Below are 14,509 nucleotides of genomic sequence, written 5' to 3'. Positions count from 1 at the left end.
TCAGCAGGATGTACCACCCACCCCGCAGGAGCGACCCCATGACGTCGAGCACCGACGCCGGTCCGACCGATCAGCCCACGCCCGAATCCCAGCCGGAGCGCCGCGCGCGCCCCGAACGCCCGGCCTCCGAACGCCGGGTCCGCCCGGATCGGCCGCGTCCCGAGGCGACCACGACCGGACCGCGCGTGCGCACCGGCAATCCCGTGCGCCGCAAGGCCGAGGGTCAGTGGGCGCTGGGTTACCGCGAGCCGCTGAACCCGAACGAGCAGTCCAAGAAGGACGACAACCCCCTCAACGTCCGCGCCCGCATCGAGAACATCTACGCCAAGACCGGCTTCGACGGCATCGACAAGGGCGACCTGCGCGGCCGGTTCCGCTGGTGGGGTCTGTACACCCAGCGCGAGCAGGGCTACGACGGCACCTGGACCGGTGACGAGAACATCGATCTGCTCGAGGCCAAGTACTTCATGATGCGCATCCGCTGCGACGGCGGCGCGCTGAACCTCGCGCAACTGCGCACGCTGGGCGGGATCTCCACCGAGTTCGCCCGCGACACCGCGGATCTGTCCGACCGGGAGAACGTGCAGTACCACTGGATCGAGGTGGAGAACGTCCCGGAGATCTGGAAGCGGATCGAGGCGGTCGGCCTGAAGACCACCGAGGCGTGCGGCGACTGCCCGCGCGTGGTGCTCGGATCTCCGCTGGCCGGCGAGTCGCTGGACGAGGTCATCGACCCGACGCCCGCGATCGAGGAGATCGTGCGCCGCTACATCGGCAAGAAGGAGTACTCCAACCTGCCGCGCAAGTTCAAGACCGCGATCTCCGGCCAGCAGGACGTGGTGCACGAGATCAACGACGTCGCGTTCGTCGGTGTCGTGCATCCCGAGCACGGCCCCGGTCTGGACCTGTGGGTCGGCGGCGGGCTGTCCACCAACCCGATGCTCGCCAAGCGGGTGGGCGTGTGGGTGCCGCTGGACGAGGTGCCGGACGTGTGGGAAGCCGTCGTATCGGTGTTCCGCGACTACGGCTACCGCCGCCTGCGCACCAAGGCGCGCCTGAAGTTCCTGATCAAGGACTGGGGCATCGAGAAGTTCCGCCAGGTGCTGGAGGACGAGTACCTGAAGCGCAAGCTGATCGACGGCCCCGCGCCCGAGCAGCCGACCAAGCCGATCGACCACGTCGGCGTGCAGCGGCTGCGCAACGGACTCAACGCGGTCGGCTTCTCCCCCATCGCGGGCCGGGTGTCGGGCACCGTCCTGACCAAGGTCGCCGACGCGGTCGAGCGGATCGGCTCCGATCGCGTCCGGTTCACCCCGTACCAGAAGCTGATCGTGCTCGACGTTCCCGACGACGGGGTCGACGCGCTGATCGACGAGCTGGAACCCCTCGGCCTGCAGGCGCGGCCCTCGCTCTGGCGGCGGAATCTGATGGCCTGCACCGGTATCGAGTTCTGCAAACTCTCCTTCGCCGAGACGCGCAAGCGCTCCCAAGCGCTGGTGCCGGAGCTGGAGGAACGGCTGGCGGATCTGAACGCGCAGCTGGATGTCCCGATCACGATCAACATCAACGGTTGCCCGAACTCCTGCGCCCGCTCGCAGATCGCCGACATCGGGTTCAAGGGCCAACTGGTCGACGACGGCACCGGGAATCAGGTGGAGGGATTCCAGGTTCACCTCGGCGGCAGCCTCGGCTTCGACAGCGCGTTCGGGCGCAAGCTGCGCCAGCACAAAGTGACCACCGGGGAACTCGGCGACTACATCGACCGGGTGGTGCGCAACTTCGTCAAGCAACGTTCGGACGGCGAACGGTTCGCCCAGTGGGCGGTCCGCGCCGACGAGGCCGACCTGAGATAAGTGTCGACGGGAGATCAATTGTGACAACCGAACTCGCGGAAAAGCTGTCCGAGGACCAGCTCCGCGCCATCGCCGCGCGCGGCGCCGCCGAACTCGACGGCGCCTCGGCGACCGAACTCCTGCGGTGGACCGAGGACACCTTCGGCACGAACTACATCGTGGCCTCCAACATGCAGGACGGCGTGCTGGTGCACCTGGCCGCGGGCGTGCGCGCCGGCGTCGACGTGCTCTTCCTGGACACCGGCTACCACTTCGCCGAGACCATCGGCACCCGGGACGCGGTGGAGGCCGTGTACGGGGTGAACGTGGTCAACGTCCGGCCGGAACACTCCGTTGCCGAACAGGATCGGCTGCTGGGCAAGGATCTGTTCGCCCGCGAGCCCAACGAGTGCTGCCGGTTGCGCAAGGTCGTCCCGTTGCAGAAGTCGCTCGCGGGCTACAACGCCTGGGTCACCGGCATCCGCCGGGTGGAGGCGCCGACCCGGGCGAACGCACCGCTGATCTCCTTCGACGAGGCGTTCGGCCTGGTGAAGATCAACCCGATCGCGCCGTGGTCCGACGACGAGATGCAGGACTACATCGAAAAGCACGGCATCCTCGTCAATCCCCTGGTGGAGGAGGGGTATCCGTCCATCGGCTGCGCTCCGTGCACACGGAAGCCGGAGCCGGGAGCCGATCCGAGAAGCGGCCGTTGGGCCGGCCTCGCCAAGACCGAATGCGGGTTGCACCAATCATGACTGAAACGATTCGTAGCGAACGTTCGCTCGGTATCACCGATTTCGATACTCTCGCCGCGCTGGAATCCGAGGCGATCCACATCTTCCGCGAGGTGGCGGGCGAGTTCGAGCGGCCGGTGATCCTGTTCTCCGGCGGCAAGGACTCCACCGTGCTGCTGCATCTTGCGCTCAAGGCGTTCTGGCCCGCGCCGCTGCCGTTCGCGCTGCTGCACGTGGACACCGGGCACAACCTGCCCGAGGTGCTGGAGTTCCGGGACAAGGTGGTCGAGCGCTACGGCTTGCGCCTGCACGTGGCGAAGGTGGAGGACTACCTGGCCGACGGCAGGCTCACCGAGCGCCCCGACGGCATCCGCAACCCGCTGCAGACCGTCCCGCTGCTGGACGCGATCAGCGAGCATCGGTTCGACGCCGTGTTCGGCGGCGGCCGTCGCGACGAGGAGCGCTCGCGCGCCAAGGAGCGGATCTTCTCGCTGCGCAACGCCTTCGGCCAGTGGGACCCGAAGCGGCAGCGTCCCGAGCTGTGGAACCTGTACAACGGGCGCCACGCGCCGGGCGAGCACGTGCGCGTGTTCCCCCTGAGCAACTGGACCGAGCTGGACATCTGGCGCTATATCGCCCGCGAGGACATCGATCTGGCGAGCATCTACTACGCGCACGAGCGTCCGGTGTACCTACGCGACGGCATGTGGATGACGCCGGGCGTGTGGGGCGGCCCGCGTGAGGACGAGGTGCTGGAGACCAGGTCGGTGCGGTACCGCACCGTGGGCGACGGATCCTCCACCGGCGCCGTGCTTTCCGACGCGGCCGACAACGAGGCGATCCTCGCCGAGGTCGCCGCGTCCCGACTGACCGAACGTGGTGCGACCCGCGGCGACGACCGCGTCTCCGAAGCCGCGATGGAAGACCGCAAACGAGAGGGTTATTTCTGACATGTCCGACCTATTGAGGCTGGCCACCGCCGGTTCTGTCGACGACGGCAAGTCCACTCTGGTCGGACGCCTGCTCTACGACACGAAATCCGTTCTGGCCGACCAGATCGACGCCGTCACCCGCGCGTCGGTGGACAAAGGTCTCGCCACCCCGGATCTCTCGCTGCTCGTGGACGGGTTGCGCGCGGAACGCGAACAGGGCATCACCATCGATGTCGCCTACCGCTACTTCGCCACTCCGCGCCGCTCATTCGTGCTCGCGGACACCCCCGGGCACGTGCAGTACACCCGCAACACCGTGTCCGGCGCGTCCACCGCGCAGCTGGTGATCCTGCTCGTCGACGCGCGCAAGGGCGTCATCGAGCAGACCCGCAGGCACGCCGCCGTGCTCGCGCTGCTCGGTGTGCCGAAGCTGGTGCTCGCGGTGAACAAGATCGATCTGGTGGACGACGCCGCCGCGGTGTTCGCCGCCATCTCCGCGGAGTTCAACGAACTCACCAGCACGCTGGGCTGGTCGAGCGAGGACGTGCTGGAGATCCCGGTCTCGGCGCTGCACGGCGACAACATCGCCACCCGGTCGGACAACACCCCGTATTACGACGGGCCGTCGCTGATCGAGCACCTGGAATCGGTGCCGGTCGACGCCGACAGCACCGGCGATCACGAGCTGGGCCTGCGGTTCCCGGTGCAGTACGTGATCCGGCCGCGCACCGCCGAGCACCCGGACTACCGCGGCTACGCGGGACAGATCGCGGCGGGCGCGGTCGCTCCCGGCGACGAGGTCGTGGTGCTGCCGTCGGGCATCCGCACGACTGTGGAGCGGATCGACACCCCCGACGGCGAGCTCGCGGTGGCGCAGGCCGGACGCAGCGTCACGCTGATCCTGGCCGACGAGGTCGACATCTCGCGGGGCGACATCATCGCCGCGGCCGCCGACGCGCCCGAGCCGATCGACACCTTCGACGCCACGGTGTGCTGGCTGGGTGACAAGCCGCTGCGCCCCGGTGCGCGGCTGCTGCTCAAGCACGGCACCCGCACCACCCAGGCGATCGTCGGCGCGCTGCTGGAGCGCTTCGACGAGCAGCGCCTCGCGGCCGACCCGAACCCGGAGTCGCTGGAGCTCAACGACATCGGGCGCATCTCGGTGCGGGTCGCCGAGCCGATCGCGGCCGACGACTACCGAGCCAACCGGCACACCGGCAGCTTCCTGCTGATCGATCCGGCGGGCGGCAACACGCTGGCGGCCGGTCTGGTCGGTGACGTGCTGACCGCCGTCGAGGTCGGCACCGGGGCCTGACATGGCGGTGTCGCGAGCCCTGTTCGGCGCCCCGCCGGTCCTGGGCGCTGTCGCCCCGGCGGGCAGTCCGGGCTGCGCGACTTCCCGGATCGCCCCCGGGCTCGACGGCAGCCCGGCGCGACCGCCCGCGCTGATCGCGGTGGCCCACGGCAGCCGCGATCCGCGGTCGGCGGCAACCGTCGCGGAGGTGGTCGGCGCCGTCGCCGCCGCTCGTCCGGACCTCGACGTCAGGACGGCGTTCCTCGATCTCACCGCCCCGTCGGTCGAACAGGTGGTGGATGCCGTCGCCGCCGACGGGCACACGCACGCGGTGGTGACGCCGCTGCTGCTCGGCAGCGCCTTCCACGCCAGGGTCGATCTGCCCGGCCTGCTCGCCGCGGCCCGCGCCCGCCATCTCGGGCTGCGCCTGACCCAAGCCGACGTGCTCGGCGTGGACGCCGGACTGGTCGGTACGCTGCGCGACCGTGTCCTCGCCGCCGGCGCCGGGCACCGCTTCGCGGATCGGCGCCTCGGCGTCGCGGTCGCGGCGGTCGGATCGTCGTCGGCGGCGGCCAACGCCCGGACCGCCGAGGTGGCCACCCGCCTGGCCGCCCGCACCGGCTGGCGCACCGAGATCTGCTTCGCGACCACCGAACCGTCGGTCACCGAGGCGATTTCGCGACTGCACGCTCGCGGCGCCGAGCGCGTGCTGGTCGCTCCCTGGTTCCTCGCACCCGGATTACTGACCGATCGCCTCGTCGACGCGGCGCCGGAGGCGATCCACGCCGATGTGCTCGGCGCGCATCCGGCCCTCACCGAGGTCATCCTGGATCGCTATCACGCGGCGATCGCGGATACTCGCGCGCTCTCGGCCTGACCGGGCGTTCGCGGCGGTTCCCGGGCGGGCGTGCCCGCGTGACGCTGTCGCGTGCTAGGAACGTGGCATGGCCGAGTCGTTCCGCACCACCTCCTGCGCCAGCCACGGACATCCCGAGTTCACCATTCTCTTCACCGAGCCGCGGCTGCCCGGCATGGAGAACTGGCTGCTGTCGTATCTGGAGTCCACCGTCGCGGCGGGCACGCGCTACCACCCCGGCGAGACGATCCGGATCGGCTGGAATCTGGTCCGGGTGCGCGGTCGCGACGACGGCACATTGGGGCTGGCCGAACGCACCGACGCGCAGACCTGGGCCGAGCAGATCGACCGCACCCTGCGCGATGTGTGGTACCAGCGCGAAGTGGCGGCCGGGGTCGGCCTCACCGATCGCCTCGACTTTCCCGGCGAGGACCAGCGGGCCACCATCTCGTCGTGCGGACTCGAATCACCGGTCCTGGTGCTGGCGCGCACCGAGCCGGACGACTCCGAGTCCTCCGGTTGGTCGGTGGAATGCTTCGAAGACCACGCGCACCGGTCGTCGTACTACACCACCCTGCTGGAACTGGCCACCGCCATGCCGTTCGCGGTGCAGTTCTTCGCCCTTCCGGTAGCGACCACGGTGCTGATCGAAAGCCCCGAGATCACGCCCACCGGCACCATCCGGCCGCACATCGTGGACGCCGAAGGCGTTGAACTGTCCCCGATCCCGGGTTCCTACCTGGACTACCTGGTCAACGGTTCACCGGCCGACTAGTCGCCCGGGCCGAGCAGATCCGCCACGAGGTGGCGCGCGGTAGTGACGCCCCACTCGTCACCCATCTGCCGCGCCGTGTGCGCCGCGGCGATCACCGCGTCCAGTTCGAACGCGACGGCGTCGGCGCTGCGCGCACCGAAACGGCCCTGGTCCTGCGCCCGGCGAATCTCCTTGATCAGGAACGCGAGCCAGTCCCTGCGGTCTTCGGCGATGGCGTCACGCACGGGTCCCGGCCTGCTGTCGAACTCGGCGAGTGTCGCGACGCGGAAGCACCCGCCGGGGAATGCCGGGTCGGCCACCTGACCCAGCCAGCGCTCGACCAGGGCGCGCAGGCGCGGTAGTCCGGCCGGCTCGCTCAGGCTCGGCGTGATGACTTCGTCGATGAAGACCTGCCGCGCGGATTTCACCGCCGCGATCTGCAGGCTCTCCTTGCTGCCGAAAAGGGTGGCGATGCCGCTCTTGCTGAGCCCAAGGTCGGTGGCCAAGCGGCCGATGCTGAGGCCGGTGAGGCCCTCGACAGACGCCACGTCGGCGGCGTGGCGGGCGATCGACGCACGCGCCCGCGCGCCCTTGGCCAGGCGCTGATCGGTGCCGCGCGGCTGGTCGCGTGTGGTGACGGACTCGGTCATGAGGCCCATTCTTCCACTTCACTATTGCACATACGAACGTATGGTCGTATTTTATTTGAACGAACGATCGTGCGTTTTGTATCCCCGACTAAGGACTTCCCATGACCGACGCGTCCGTGCGGCTCGACAGCCCACCGACCGCGACCGCGGCCACGCGCACCTTGCTGATCGCCTGCGGCGCCGCCTTCATCGCCTTTCTCGATCTCTCCGTCGTCAATATCGCCTTCCCGTCGATCGCCCGGGACTACCCCGGCACGGCGACCGCCACGCTGACCTGGGTCGTCAGCGGCTACGCGGTCGCTTTCGCCGCGTTGCTCACCCCGGCCGGACGTCTCGCCGACGCGCTCGGCCGCCGCAGGCTGTTCCTCGGCGCGCTGGCCGGTTTCGCCCTCACCTCCCTGCTGTGCGGGCTCGCCCCGACAGCGGGCTGGCTCATCGCGGGCCGGGTGCTGCAAGGCGGCGCCGCGGCGCTGATGGTGCCGTCCGCTCTCGGCTTGGTGCTCGCCGCCACGCCGCGGGAGAAGATCGGCGCGGCCATCGGAGCCTGGTCGGCCGCGGGCGGGTTCGCCGCTGTCGTCGGTCCCGCACTCGGTGGCGCGCTGGTCGAAGGATTCGACTGGCGGGCGGTTTTCGTCATCAACGTTCCGGTGGCACTGCTGCTCGTCATGGCGGCGGCGCGCGTTCCGGCCCCCGACGACCGTCGATCCGGCGGTGCGCTGCCGGATCCGCTCGGCACCCTCGCGGTGGCGCTCGGGCTGGGCGGGCTGGTCGCGGGCGTCACCGAAGGGCAGCGCTGGGGGTGGACCTCGGCGGGGACACTGACCGCGCTGATCGGCGGCGGACTGCTGGTCGTGGCCGCCCTCATCCGTTCGGCGCGCCATCACGAACCCGCGATCGCCGTCGACCTGTGGCGCAGCAAGTCCTACGCTCTGGCCAACGCCACCTCGTTCGTCTTCGGCGCGGCCATGTTCGCCTGGCTGCTGTCGGGACCGCTGTTCCTGGACGCGATCTGGGACTACTCGGTGCTCGGCTCCGCAGGAGCCATGACCATCGGAGCGGTCGCGTCGATGGTGACGGCGACCGTCGCGGGCCGGATCGGCTCGGCGACGGCCAGGCGGTGGCTCGGCGTGCTCGGTGCGTTGATGTTCGTGGCGTGCACCGCGTGGATGAGCACGGATGCCTTCGGCGCCACTCCAGCCCTGTGGTCGGCGTGGATTCCGGCCGGTGTGCTCGGCGGCGGCGGCATCGGTTTCGTCGTCACGGTGCTGGGCACCGCGGCGGCCGGTGCTCTTCCGCCGCAGCAGTTCGCCGCAGGCACCGGCATGAATCTGACCGCGCGGCAAGTGGGCGGGGCGCTCGGCGTGGCCGTGCTCGCCGCCGTGTTCGCGGCACGTCCCGACGATCCACTCGGCGCGTTCCACATCGTCTTCGCCGTGTGCGCGGGCATCGCCGCCGTGGCCGCTTGCCTGGCCGCGCTACCGGCCCGCACTCCGTCCTTCTCCGTCGACAACTAGGAATCAGCTTGAGCGACAACGATATTCGTACCGAAGAGAACGATCCGCTGCTGCTGCCGCCCGCGGAACAGCGGCGTCTGCTCGCCGAAGCCCCGTGGCAGCGCTACGCGGTGCTCGGCGACTCCATCGCGCAGGGCGTCGGCGATCCGAGCCCGGGTTACGAATTCGCGGGCTGGGCCGACCGCGTCGCGGCCGTGCTCACTTCGGTTCGCCCGGATCTGGCTTACCTGAACACCGGCCGGATCGGCGCCACCTCCGCCCAGGTCATCGCCGAGCAGTTGCCCTCCGTACTCGAATTCCGGCCCGATCTCGTGCATCTCAGCTGCGGCGGCAACGACCTGTTCCTGCCGGGCGGCGACCTCGCCGAATTGCGTTCCAACCTGGACACGCTGTTCGGAACGCTGGCCCGCACCGGAGCGCGGATCGTGACCTTCACCCTCGCCGACGTCTGGGATATCGAGCGCATGGCGTCGATGCGTCCGATGCGCGACCGGATGGCCGCGCTCAACGACCTGGTCCGCGAACAGGCCGCCCGCTACGACGCGCTCCTGCTTGAACTATGGGACCACCCGCTGCGCCTGCGGCCCGACCTTATGAGCGCCGACCTCATCCACTTCAGCATGAGCGGTCACGCCGTGCTCGCCTCGGACATGGTGCGCACGCTGGCCGGACATGTTCTCGTGTCGCGCTGATCGGACACGTGGCGGAGGCGCCGGCGGTCGGGTGCCTCCACCACATCTCGAAAGGCGGACAACCGAGCGCAATGCGCTGCGGGCGCCGATCGAGGCGAACGACGCGACCGCTCCGTTCCAGGATCACGGCGGTATTCGAGGACGACACGCCCCGTCTCCGGCCAGGCCCTTGCGGGCAGCGACCGAACCCGGGTCCGCCGCGATGGCGGAGCAACCCGCGTTCGATGCCTGCGATCTACCCAGGACAGTGTCATGGTGCCGCGCCGGACCGGCCGTCCGATCCGTACCGTTCGACCAGTTCGGCGCCGAGGCCGGCCAATTCGGCGCGGACCTCGGGCGGGTCGAGGACCTCGATCGAGGCGCCCCAGCCCGCCAGCTGCTGGGCCAGCATCCAGGCGGTGGGAGCGGTGACGCGAACCTGGATGCGGCCGTCGGCAACCGGACCGTCCACAACGCAGTTCCGCCCCTGCTGGTCGTGCAGGATCGGCAACAGACGCTCGGAGATCAACACGGTGGCGGCGAGGGTCGCGCGCCGCTGCTCCATCTCCTCGACCACCTGTTCCCAGGCGCCGGCGAGATCGAAATCCGCTGGGCGATGCGCCGGTTCACCGGTGCAAGACGCCTCGGAGATCCGATCGACGCGAAAAGTCCGCCGGCCCCGCTCGGTTCCGGCTATCAGGTACCAGACACCGTCCTTGTCAGCCAGACCCCAGGGATCGACGAGACGCTCGGACCGCTTCCCGGTCCGGTTCGCATAGCGCAGCCGGACCTTTTCCCGCTGCACGACAGCGCGTTGCAGCAGCGACACCAGCGGGGGCAGCTCGCGATCCGTCGCACCCCAGCGCGCGGGATCGATCACCACCGCATCGGCCGCCGCCTCCGCTTCGCCGCGAAAGGTCTGCGGCAGCGCGCGCACCAGCTTGCGCAGCGCCGACTTGGCTTCCGGCACCGCGCCCGCGGAGGGACCCGCCAAGAGGAACAGCGCCCGCGCCTCGCCCGCCGTCAGCCCCGTCAGATCCGTGCGCGCACCGCCCACCAGCGACCAGCCGCCGCCACGCCCCGGCTGCGGATACACCGGCACCCCTGCGGCCGACAGCGCCTCGAGATCCCGGCGCGCGGTGGCGACCGAGGTCTCGAGCTCCGCCGCGACCTGCGCGGCCGTCACCCGTCCTCGGGTCTGCATCATCAGCAGGATCGCCACCAATCGGTCCGCTCGCATACGCACAATTCTGCCGTCAAAAGTGCTCATTCGGTGCGCACTTTTACTCGGATGATGGATCTACGAGTACGGATGAGAACGATTCGAAGGAGACCACCATGCTGCGCGGAATGGCGACGAGCACTTTCTACGCCGACGACCTCGAGGCCGCCAAGGACTGGTACGCGCGGTTCTTCGGCGCCGAGCCCTACTACCAGGTGCCCAACGGCTACTACGAGTTCCGCATCGGCGACTACCAGCACGAATTCGGCATCGTGAACCGCGCCTACGCGCCCGCCGGAGCGCGCAACGCCCCCGGCGGCGCGATCGTGAACTGGCACGTCGACGACGTGCGGGCAACGTTCGACCGGCTGCTGGAACTCGGCGCGACCGTCTACGATCCCATCACCCCGCGCGGCAACGGCGAGGGCTTCGTCACTGCCGCCGTTGTGGACCCGTTCGGCAACGTCCTCGGCCTCATGTCCAACCCGCACTACCTCGAGGTACTCGCCGAGACCGGTCCCGCGTAATGCAGCAGTACGGCGGCGTGCTGCCCGTATCCTCTCGACGGACACCACGCCGCGCACTCCGGGCGATTCTCGCTCGAAACGGACCCGATCGGAAGATCAGGGACGGAACCAGCGCTCCAGGACGGTGGCGACGCCGTCCTCGAGGACATGGCCGGTCACTTCGTCCGCGAGATCGCGAACGTCCGTGGGCGCGTTCGCCATCGCGACCGAGTGCGCCGCCCAGCGCAGCATTTCCCGATCGTTGTAGCCGTCGCCGATGGCCAGCGTCGCTTCGTCCGGGACACCGAGGGCGATGCGGAGCTGTTCCAGCGCCCAACCCTTCGACACGCCCTGACGGCAGACGGTGAGCCACGGGCCGAACTCGCCGTGCACCCAACTCGCGCCGGGCACGCGCAAGGAGCGCAGCGCCAGCAACATCTCCTCCAGCGAACCGTCCGGCAGCCAGCCGTTCAGTCGCGGGGTCGGTTCGCTGCTCAACGCGTGATGGTCGACGAGCAGGTACTCGCCGAGCGAGAATTCGCCGGGGCTCGCTCCGGTGGCCCAGGTGCCGATGCCGACCTTCTCCACGGCGAAGATCATCGCGGGAAACAGCGCGCGCAGCGCGGTGATCGCGGGCGCCGGGTCGAACGCCTGGATCGCCACCGGTTCGCCCCTGGCCACGTCGATCTGCACGGCGCCGTTCGAGCAGAGGGCATGTCCGTCGCGCAGACCGAGTTCGGTGAGCACCGGACGTGTGGTCAGCAGCGTGCGTCCCGTGGTGATCACGACATGCGCACCCGCCGCCACGGCCGCGCGCACCGCCGCGACCACCCGCGCACTGATCGGTGTTCCCGTATCCAGCAGCGTCCCGTCTACGTCCAGCGCGATCAGCTGGGGACCCCCGGATGCCATCAACCCATTGTGCCTCGCGGCCGCCGCACCCGCCGTCGAATCCGGCGCGACCAGACCCGCACCGCCACTGGGCAATTCGCCGTCCCGGGCTGGGCCGCTATCGACCGCGCCCTCCGCCGCCGACACCGCCCGCACCTCCGGCGCCTCCTCTGGACGACCCGCCTGCCGACCCACCGATCGAGCCGGATCGGCCCGGCGAGCCGCCGAACGACGAAGCGCCCGAGGGGTTCCCACCGGAGTGGCCGCCCGCCGACGATGCGCCGCCCGGCCGCCCGCTCGATGAATTACCGGCCGACGCCCCCGAGCCGTGGGCCGACGAAGTGTCAGCCGAGCCGCCGGAGGACGAGCCATGGTTCGACGGATTACCGGCCGACCCGTCCGACGACGAGTTACCGGCAGGCCCAGCCGAAGACGATCCGTGCGTCGTGGAGTGCCCGGACGACCCTCCCCACGACGATCCACCGGTCGACCCGCCCGGCGAGTCGTCGGAGGATTCGTGCGCGGTGGAATCGTTCGTCGAGCCACCGCTCGACGCGCTCCCGCCGGACGAGGTGGATGTTCCGTCGGTCCCCACGGACGAGGAACTCCCGGGGCTCGCTGTCCCGGAAGAGGACGAATTCGATGCGGAGGGTTCGCCGTGCTCGCCCGTTGCCGTACCGCCGCCCGGTGAGTCCGACCTTCCGGTCGACGGACCGCCCGCAGAACTCCCTGGTGCCGTCCCACCGGGCTCCGCAGGCTTCGAGCCGTTCTGCGATACCGGACCGGCGGAGCCCGGCGTGCCCGACCAGGGAGCGGACACCTGCCCCGGCGCGGGCGGCTGTCCGGGCAGATCAGACCCGGGGGCCTGCCCCGGCAGCGGCAGACCAGGAGCCGGTCCGGGAACGGGCGGCTGCACGATGTCTCCGGGCACGGGACGAACCACCGGAGCGAACGGCAATGGATTCACGAAATAGGCGGGATCGCCATATCCCCGGTAGCGCAGGCCCCCAGGGGCGCAGCAGTTTCGCGGATCCCGGTGCGATCCGATCCTGGACTCGGCCACCGACGGACCGTAACCGGTGCTGCGCGGAACAGGTGTGATGAATCGGGTATACGCGGAAGTCGGCTGCGATAGCAGCGAGGGCAGCGCCCGGCCCGAGTTCGATGCGGCGGGCACGGCCATCCGGGACCAGGCGTCGGCGAGGTGCTCGCTTCCGACGTCGACCAGCAGACTATCGGTCGGGAAACTGATTTGGGGAAGATGCTCGAGCATCGGCGCCAGCTCGGGAACCATGGATCCGCCGAAGACGGTCACGGCCGACATGGCCACCGCGGAGACCACCGCGGCACTGGAGAACACCGCCACGCGAGGCGCGGCGGCGCGGCGGTCCGACGCACCGAGCGCCATGGTGCGCGCGGCCATCAGCGCGGCGCCCGCGGCGATCGTGTGCCCCGGATCGGCCGAAATCAGCACGGGCCGGCCGAGTTCGGCGAGCGTGCGCGCTACCTCCGCAGGCCGCGACGCCCCTCCCACCAGCAGCACACGCCCGATATCGGAGAGCGTGATGCCCGCTTCCCGCACACAGTCGCGGACCAATTGGAGCGAGTCCTGCACATGCGCGGTACGCAGTCCGTCGATGTCGACGATCGATGTCATCGACAGTCCGGCGCGCGAGACGTCCGGGGCGTACCGCGCGATCATCGACCCCAGCGGCCTGCCGCCGAAATCGTGGGAGCGCGTCGGCTTCCCGATCATCGGATGGTTGTCCCAGTCGGGCCCCACGCGCACGATGCTCACATCGAGGCTGGTGCCGCCGAGGTCGTAGATCAAGACGAAATCGGTATCCAGCGGGCCGTGCTCGTGTTCCAGCCATTCCGCCGCCGCGACGGGCTCGGGCACCAGCAGCACGTCGCTCGCCCCGGATAGGTCCAGCGCCTGGCGCAACAACGCGACCTGCTTGTCGGAATACACCGCCGGGTAGGTGGTCACGACGCCCGCCTCGGACGCGTTCGGCTCGACCGCCCTGAGCTCGTTGACCACCGCGGCCACGAGATTGGCCGGCGACCAGATGCGGCCGCCGACGATCACGGCCTCCGGATCACGGCTCAGATCGGCGAAATCCGTGACCGCCATGCTGAATTGCGGAATCCCGCCGAGGCGCAGTCCACCCGCGCTGTCGAAGGTCACCGCGGTGCGGCGAGACCGCACCGCCGGTCGTGGCCGATCCGCGCTGACCGAAGCCGTCACGGAATTCACTGCACCGATGCTGAAACCCAGACCTGTAGTCATTCGCTATCCCGTCAACGCACCGTGACCACGTCCATCACATGGCGTTCCCCTGTGGCCGCGGTCGTCTTCCAAACAGCCACCACAGGTTAGCTGTTTCGCGTCGGCGTGGATGCGCAATTGATACGGAATGTTCGACCGATAGCAATAATCGTCCGAATTGCCAGGTAGATACGAGTGGACGCCCGCGTCCAGCCCGCTCGACATCACGAATCAGACTGAGCCCACAGCGTTTCCGCTACCACACAGCGACCTCGATATGAGGAGAAAATCCGACCGATCGCCGGTTTGCCCCACCGAAAGCACACCGCTCGACGGACACTCACCGGTAGGTAACCAAATCCTTGCCAAATCCGTGCATCT

The 14,509-nt window shown here is 69.5% G+C and carries 13 protein-coding genes; 9 read left to right on the top strand and 4 right to left on the bottom strand.

Annotated features, from left to right (window positions below; all coding sequences use genetic code 11):
- Positions 1-38: 38 nt before the first annotated feature.
- From ACL03I_RS20035 to ACL03I_RS20010, 6 genes are all read left to right on the top strand, one after another.
- Positions 39-1,853, top strand: coding sequence for a nitrite/sulfite reductase (locus tag ACL03I_RS20035; RefSeq protein WP_412806666.1), 1,815 nt, complete (start codon positions 39-41; stop codon positions 1,851-1,853).
- A 20-nt stretch (positions 1,854-1,873) separates the two neighbouring features.
- Entirely contained in the window at positions 1,874-2,590 is a 717-nt protein-coding gene (locus ACL03I_RS20030) for a phosphoadenylyl-sulfate reductase (protein WP_355072419.1), read from the top strand.
- Positions 2,587-3,519: a sulfate adenylyltransferase subunit CysD gene (gene cysD, locus ACL03I_RS20025; RefSeq protein ID WP_355072418.1), complete on the top strand. Its 933-nt coding sequence runs from the start codon at positions 2,587-2,589 to the stop codon at positions 3,517-3,519. Before ACL03I_RS20030 ends, cysD begins: the two co-directional genes overlap by 4 nt.
- 1 nt (position 3,520) lies before the next feature.
- Positions 3,521-4,816, top strand: coding sequence for a sulfate adenylyltransferase subunit 1 (locus tag ACL03I_RS20020; RefSeq protein WP_355072416.1), 1,296 nt, complete (start codon positions 3,521-3,523; stop codon positions 4,814-4,816).
- A 1-nt stretch (position 4,817) separates the two neighbouring features.
- A complete protein-coding gene (locus ACL03I_RS20015) occupies positions 4,818-5,672 on the top strand; it encodes a sirohydrochlorin chelatase (RefSeq protein ID WP_412806665.1) in 855 nt (284 codons plus the stop codon).
- A gap of 67 nt (positions 5,673-5,739) precedes the next feature.
- Positions 5,740-6,426: a hypothetical protein gene (locus ACL03I_RS20010; protein ID WP_412806664.1), complete on the top strand. Its 687-nt coding sequence runs from the start codon at positions 5,740-5,742 to the stop codon at positions 6,424-6,426.
- On the opposite strand, the gene ACL03I_RS20005 is transcribed toward ACL03I_RS20010, so the two are convergent.
- A complete protein-coding gene (locus ACL03I_RS20005) occupies positions 6,423-7,064 on the bottom strand; it encodes a TetR/AcrR family transcriptional regulator (RefSeq protein ID WP_412806663.1) in 642 nt (213 codons plus the stop codon). The genes ACL03I_RS20010 and ACL03I_RS20005 overlap by 4 nt on opposite strands.
- Before the next feature lie 92 nt (positions 7,065-7,156).
- On the opposite strand from ACL03I_RS20005, the gene ACL03I_RS20000 reads away from it, so the two are divergent.
- Positions 7,157-8,569, top strand: coding sequence for an MFS transporter (locus ACL03I_RS20000; protein ID WP_412806662.1), 1,413 nt, complete (start codon positions 7,157-7,159; stop codon positions 8,567-8,569).
- 8 nt (positions 8,570-8,577) lie between these two features.
- Positions 8,578-9,261 carry an SGNH/GDSL hydrolase family protein gene (locus ACL03I_RS19995; protein ID WP_412806661.1) on the top strand — a complete coding sequence of 228 codons (684 nt, stop codon included), beginning with the start codon at positions 8,578-8,580 and terminating at the stop codon, positions 9,259-9,261.
- A 250-nt stretch (positions 9,262-9,511) separates the two neighbouring features.
- Here the strand turns inward: ACL03I_RS19995 and ACL03I_RS19990 are convergent, their stop codons facing one another.
- Positions 9,512-10,480, bottom strand: a complete 969-nt coding sequence (locus tag ACL03I_RS19990) for a helix-turn-helix transcriptional regulator (RefSeq protein WP_412806660.1) — start codon at positions 10,478-10,480, stop codon at positions 9,512-9,514.
- Positions 10,481-10,578: 98 nt separating this feature from the next.
- On the opposite strand from ACL03I_RS19990, the gene ACL03I_RS19985 reads away from it, so the two are divergent.
- On the top strand, positions 10,579-10,989 hold the full coding sequence (locus tag ACL03I_RS19985) for a VOC family protein (RefSeq protein ID WP_412806659.1): 411 nt from the start codon (positions 10,579-10,581) through the stop codon (positions 10,987-10,989).
- A gap of 96 nt (positions 10,990-11,085) precedes the next feature.
- On the opposite strand, the gene ACL03I_RS19980 is transcribed toward ACL03I_RS19985, so the two are convergent.
- Both ACL03I_RS19980 and ACL03I_RS19975 read right to left on the bottom strand, forming a co-directional pair.
- Positions 11,086-11,880: an HAD family hydrolase gene (locus ACL03I_RS19980; RefSeq protein ID WP_355072400.1), complete on the bottom strand. Its 795-nt coding sequence runs from the start codon at positions 11,878-11,880 to the stop codon at positions 11,086-11,088.
- A 97-nt stretch (positions 11,881-11,977) separates the two neighbouring features.
- Positions 11,978-14,116 carry an Hsp70 family protein gene (locus ACL03I_RS19975; protein WP_412806658.1) on the bottom strand — a complete coding sequence of 713 codons (2,139 nt, stop codon included), beginning with the start codon at positions 14,114-14,116 and terminating at the stop codon, positions 11,978-11,980.
- Positions 14,117-14,509: the final 393 nt, after the last annotated feature.

The organism is Nocardia sichangensis (assembly GCF_047200615.1).
Classification (GTDB): domain Bacteria; phylum Actinomycetota; class Actinomycetes; order Mycobacteriales; family Mycobacteriaceae; genus Nocardia; species Nocardia sichangensis.
The sequence above is the reverse complement of the archived record's forward strand: the minus strand, read 5'-3'. Positions and strand labels throughout refer to the sequence as shown.